Raw genomic sequence first — 4,177 nt, forward strand, 5'->3', positions numbered from 1 at the left:
GAACGTGACGGCCAGGTCGATCGCGGCGGCCGCGCGCAGGAGGGCGGCGGCCTGGCCGGTGTCCCGGGGCGCCGCGACGTAGCGGGCCGCCACCCCGGCGATGGTGTCCTGCTCGCCGCCACCCCGGACGACCGTGCCGTCGTCCGGCCCGGTGTCCGGGGTGGGATCGCCGGTGCGGGGCGAGGGGACGTCGCCCCGGGTCGCCTCGGCGGCGGCGCGGAGCTGGTCGAGGGTCCGGTCGGCGGGCATCAGAACACCTCCGCCAGGCCGGCTTCCTGCGCCGGGTGGGCCCCCTTGCGTCTGCCCGGCACCTCGCCGCAGAGGCGGGGCGTCGGGAAGACCTTGCCGGGGTTGGCCAGCCCGTCGGGGTCGAACGCGCAGCGCAGCAGCTGCATCGTGTCCAGGTCGTCGTCGGTGAACATGCGGGGCATGTACTTCGCCTTGTCCATGCCGACGCCGTGCTCGCCGGTGATCGAGCCGCCGTGGGTGATGCAGAGGTCGAGGATCGCGCCGGAGACCTCCTCGGCCCGGACGGTCTGCCCGTCGACGGCGGCGTCGAAGAGGACCAGCGGGTGCAGGTTGCCGTCGCCGGCGTGGAAGACGTTCGCTACCCGGATGCCACGTTCGGCGGAGAGCTCGCCGATGCGGCGCAGCACCTCCGGCAGGGCGGTTCGCGGGATCACTCCGTCCTGGACGATGTAGTCGGGGCTGATCCGCCCGACGGCGGCGAACGCGGACTTGCGTCCCTTCCAGAACAGCGCCCGCTCGGCGTCGTCGGCGGCGATTCGGATCTCGAAGGCCCGGTTCTCCCGGCACAGGCTCTCCACCTGCGTGAACTGGGCGGCGACCTCCGGTTCCGGCCCGTCCAGTTCGACGATCAGCACCGCCCCGGCGCCGGGCGGGTAGCCACAGTGCACGGCCGCCTCGGCCGCCTCGATGGCGAGGGCGTCCATCATCTCCACCGCCGCCGGCACCACGCCGGCCGCGATGATCGCCGAGGTGGCCGCGCCGGCCTGATCGGTCGTCTCGAAGGCGGCGAGCAGCGTGCGCACCGACTCGGGCAGCCGGGTCAGCCGGACGGTCACCTCGGTGGCGATGCCCAGAGTGCCCTCGGAGCCGACGAACGCGCCGAGCAGGTCGTAGCCGGGGGCGTCGGGGGCGCGGCCGCCGAGGCGTACCCGGTCGCCGTCGGGGGTGACCAGCTCGACGCCGAGGACATGGTTGGTGGTGAAGCCGTACTTGAGGCAGTGCGCGCCGCCGGAGTTCTCCGCCACGTTCCCGCCGATCGAGCAGATCTGCTGGCTGGACGGGTCCGGCGCGTAGTAGTAGCCGTGCGGGGTGGCGGCCCGGGTGACCGCCAGGTTGATCACGCCGGGCTGCACCACCGCCCGCTCGTCGTCCGGCGCGATCTCCAGGATGTCCCGCATCTGCGAGGTGACCACGAGGACGCCGTCGGCGTGGGGCAGCGCGCCGCCGGAGAGGCCGGTGCCGGAGCCGCGGGCCACGAACGGCGTACCCGCGGCGACGCAGGCGCGGACCACGGCGGCGCACTGTTCCGCGTCGGCGGGCAGCGCCACCAGCGCGGGAATCACCTTGTACTGGGCCAGCCCGTCGCACTCGTAGGTGCGCAGCTGCTGCCGGTCGCTGATCACCCGGTCGGCGCCGATGGCGGCCCGCAGGGCGGCGGCGAGAGCGTCGAGGTCCGTCGTGGTCGTGCTCATCGCCACCTCCACGTCGCGTCGGTCGTCGGTCAGGGCATCCGTTCGTACGCCGGCAGGGTCAGGAAGCCGGCGAAGTCGTCGGCGACGGCGACCTCCATGAAGAGCGCCCGGGCGTCGGCGTAGTCACCGGGAGCACCAGGCAGGTTCCCGATCTCCTCGTCGGCGATCCGTTCGACCAGCTCCCGGGTGACCCGCTCACCGGTGTCGTCGAGGGTCACGTCGTTGTGCAGCCACTGCCACACCTGGCTGCGGGAGATCTCCGCGGTGGCCGCGTCCTCCATCAGGTTGTAGATGGCCACCGCGCCGGAGCCACGCAGCCAGGCGGCCAGGTACTGCACGCCGACGCTGACCGCGTTGCGCAGCCCGGCCTCGGTGTGCTGGCCGGGGGTGGACCGGACGTCGAGCAGCTCGGTGGCGGTCACCCGGACCTCGTCGCGGGCGCGGTCGAGCTGGTTCGGCCGGTCGCCGAGGACCTGGTCGAAGACCTCCCGGCAGATCGGCACCAGGTCGGGGTGGGCGACCCAGGAACCGTCGAAGCCATCGGTGGCCTCGCGGGTCTTGTCGTCCCGGACCTTCGCCAGGGCCGTCTCGTTGACCTGCGGATCGCGCCGGCTGGGGATGAAGGCCGCCATCCCGCCGATGGCGTGCGCCCCGCGGCGGTGGCAGGTCCGCACCAGCAGTTCGGTGTACGCGCGCATGAACGGCACGGTCATGGTCACCGAGTTCCGGTCGGGCAGCAGGAAGTCAGCGCCCCGGGTACGGAACTTCTTGATCACGCTGAACATGTAGTCCCACCGGCCCGCGTTCAGCCCGGCGGAGTGCTCGCGCAGCTCGTAGAGGATCTCGTCCATCTCGAACGCCGCCGGGAACGTCTCGATCAGCACGGTGGCCCGAATGGTGCCGCGCGGGATGCCGAGCCGCTCCTGGGCGAGCAGGAAGACATCGTTCCACAGTCGGGCCTCGAGGTGGCTCTCCATCTTGGGCAGGTAGAAGTAGGGCCCGGCGCCCCGGTCGAGCTGCCGGCGGGCGCAGTGAAAGAAGTAGAGGCCGAAGTCGACCAGGCTGCCAGAGGTGCGCTCACCGTCCACCAGGATGTGCTTCTCGGTGAGGTGCCAGCCGCGCGGCCGGACCACGATGGTGGCCAGTTCACCGTCGTGCAGGGCGTACTGCTTGCCCTCGGGTGAGGTGAAGTCGAGCTTGCGGTCGATGGCGTCGCGCAGGTTGAGCTGGCCGGAGATGACGTTCTCCCAGAGCGGGGTGTTGGCGTCCTCGTGGTCGGCCAGCCACACCTTCGCCCCGGAGTTGAGCGCGTTGATGGTCATCTTGGCGTCCGTCGGGCCGGTGATCTCCACCCGGCGGTCGACCAGGCCCGGCGCCGGGTCGGCGACCCGCCAGTCGGACTCGCGGATCTCCCGGGTCTCCGGGAGGAAGTCGAACAGCGCGCCTCCGGCGAGCTCGGCCTCGCGCCGCTCGCGCCGGTCGAGCAGCTCGCGACGGCGGGCGTCGAAGGCGCGGTGCAGGTCGGCGAGGAAGCTCAACGCCTCGGGGGTGAGGATGTCGTCGTACCGGGGGTGCATCGGCCCGGTGACCTCGACGCCGGCAGGGTTGGCCATCGACTCGCTCCTCACCGTGATATGTGTCGCGATCTATCCGGTGGTGCTCCAGCCGACTGTAGTTCTCGCTGGTCATAGCCGCGAGTTGGGCGAGGGCACAGTGGCCGGGAACGGTCGATCCACTGCGGCGAACGGTGCCTGACCTGCGGCGAACGGCGAACGGTCGGGTCAGGACGGCCGGGCACGAGGAGCAGCATCGCCGCACCCGGGGCACGAACCGGACAGACCGCACAGACGGTGCCCGGTCGGCCGGGGGTTACGGGTGCCCCTGGGCGGGCATGTCCGCAGCTCCCCGGCGCGAGGGGGAACACGTGACGGCAACGAAGATTTCTCGTTTTCGCCGGATCAGCACACCAACCCTCCTAGTGTTGGCCACACCGGTGCTAGTCACGGAGTTGGCCACCCGAACGACGTCCCACGCAGTCAGCGGACGAAAAGTGAGGGAAGACGCGCATGAAGGCAAAGACAGTTCTCGGATCGGCGGCGGTCGGCGTGGGCCTCGGCACACTACTGCTGCCGGCCGCCGCGCTCGCCGACACCACCGTCTCACCAGCCACCACCCCGGTCGGCGGCACCGTCGTGCTCACCACCACGACCTGCAACCCGAAGGCGGGTGACGCGCTCTTCCGTGTCACCGGACCCAACCGCGACCAGAACGTCCGCTCCACCACCGCGGCCGCCGGCGGCGGCCTGAGCGCCGAACTCTTCACCGCCGGCTTCACCCTCGGCACCTACACCGTCACCACGACCTGCGGCGACGGCAGCTCCGGCGGGAGCGCGCAGTTAACCGTCACCCCGATCGGCGGCGCCCCGGCCGGCGCCGGTGGCACGGACGGGGACGGC

At 71.8% G+C, this 4,177-nt stretch carries 4 protein-coding genes; 1 reads left to right on the forward strand and 3 read right to left on the reverse strand.

Features of this window, described 5'->3' with window-relative positions; all coding sequences use genetic code 11:
• From DKL51_RS03035 to aceB, 3 genes are all read right to left on the reverse strand, one after another.
• On the reverse strand, nt 1–249 hold a 249-nt coding region (locus DKL51_RS03035), incomplete at its 3' end, for a hypothetical protein (protein WP_438819646.1).
• The gene (locus DKL51_RS03040; RefSeq protein WP_109945125.1) at nt 249–1,721 is read right to left on the reverse strand and encodes an FAD-linked oxidase C-terminal domain-containing protein; all 1,473 of its coding nucleotides are present in this window, start codon (nt 1,719–1,721) and stop codon (nt 249–251) included. The genes DKL51_RS03035 and DKL51_RS03040, both read right to left, overlap by 1 nt.
• Nucleotides 1,722–1,750: 29 nt before the next feature.
• Nucleotides 1,751–3,334 (reverse strand): malate synthase A, encoded by a 1,584-nt coding sequence (gene aceB, locus DKL51_RS03045; protein ID WP_124811696.1) that lies wholly within the window; start codon nt 3,332–3,334, stop codon nt 1,751–1,753.
• Between the two features lie 453 nt (nt 3,335–3,787).
• Between aceB and DKL51_RS03050 the strand changes: the two genes are divergently transcribed.
• Nucleotides 3,788–4,177, forward strand: a 390-nt coding sequence (locus DKL51_RS03050; protein WP_124811697.1) for a hypothetical protein, incomplete at its 3' end; no start/stop codon positions are given.

It is taken from the genome of Micromonospora globispora, from assembly GCF_003857015.1.
Taxonomy (GTDB): Bacteria; Actinomycetota; Actinomycetes; order Mycobacteriales; family Micromonosporaceae; genus Micromonospora; species Micromonospora globispora.

Coding starts and splice junctions, on each gene's coding strand:
- DKL51_RS03040 (WP_109945125.1), bottom strand. CDS start 1,721: ATGAGCACGACCACGACGGACCTCGACGCTCTCGCCGCCGCCCTGCGG.
- aceB (WP_124811696.1), bottom strand. CDS start 3,334: ATGGCCAACCCTGCCGGCGTCGAGGTCACCGGGCCGATGCACCCCCGG.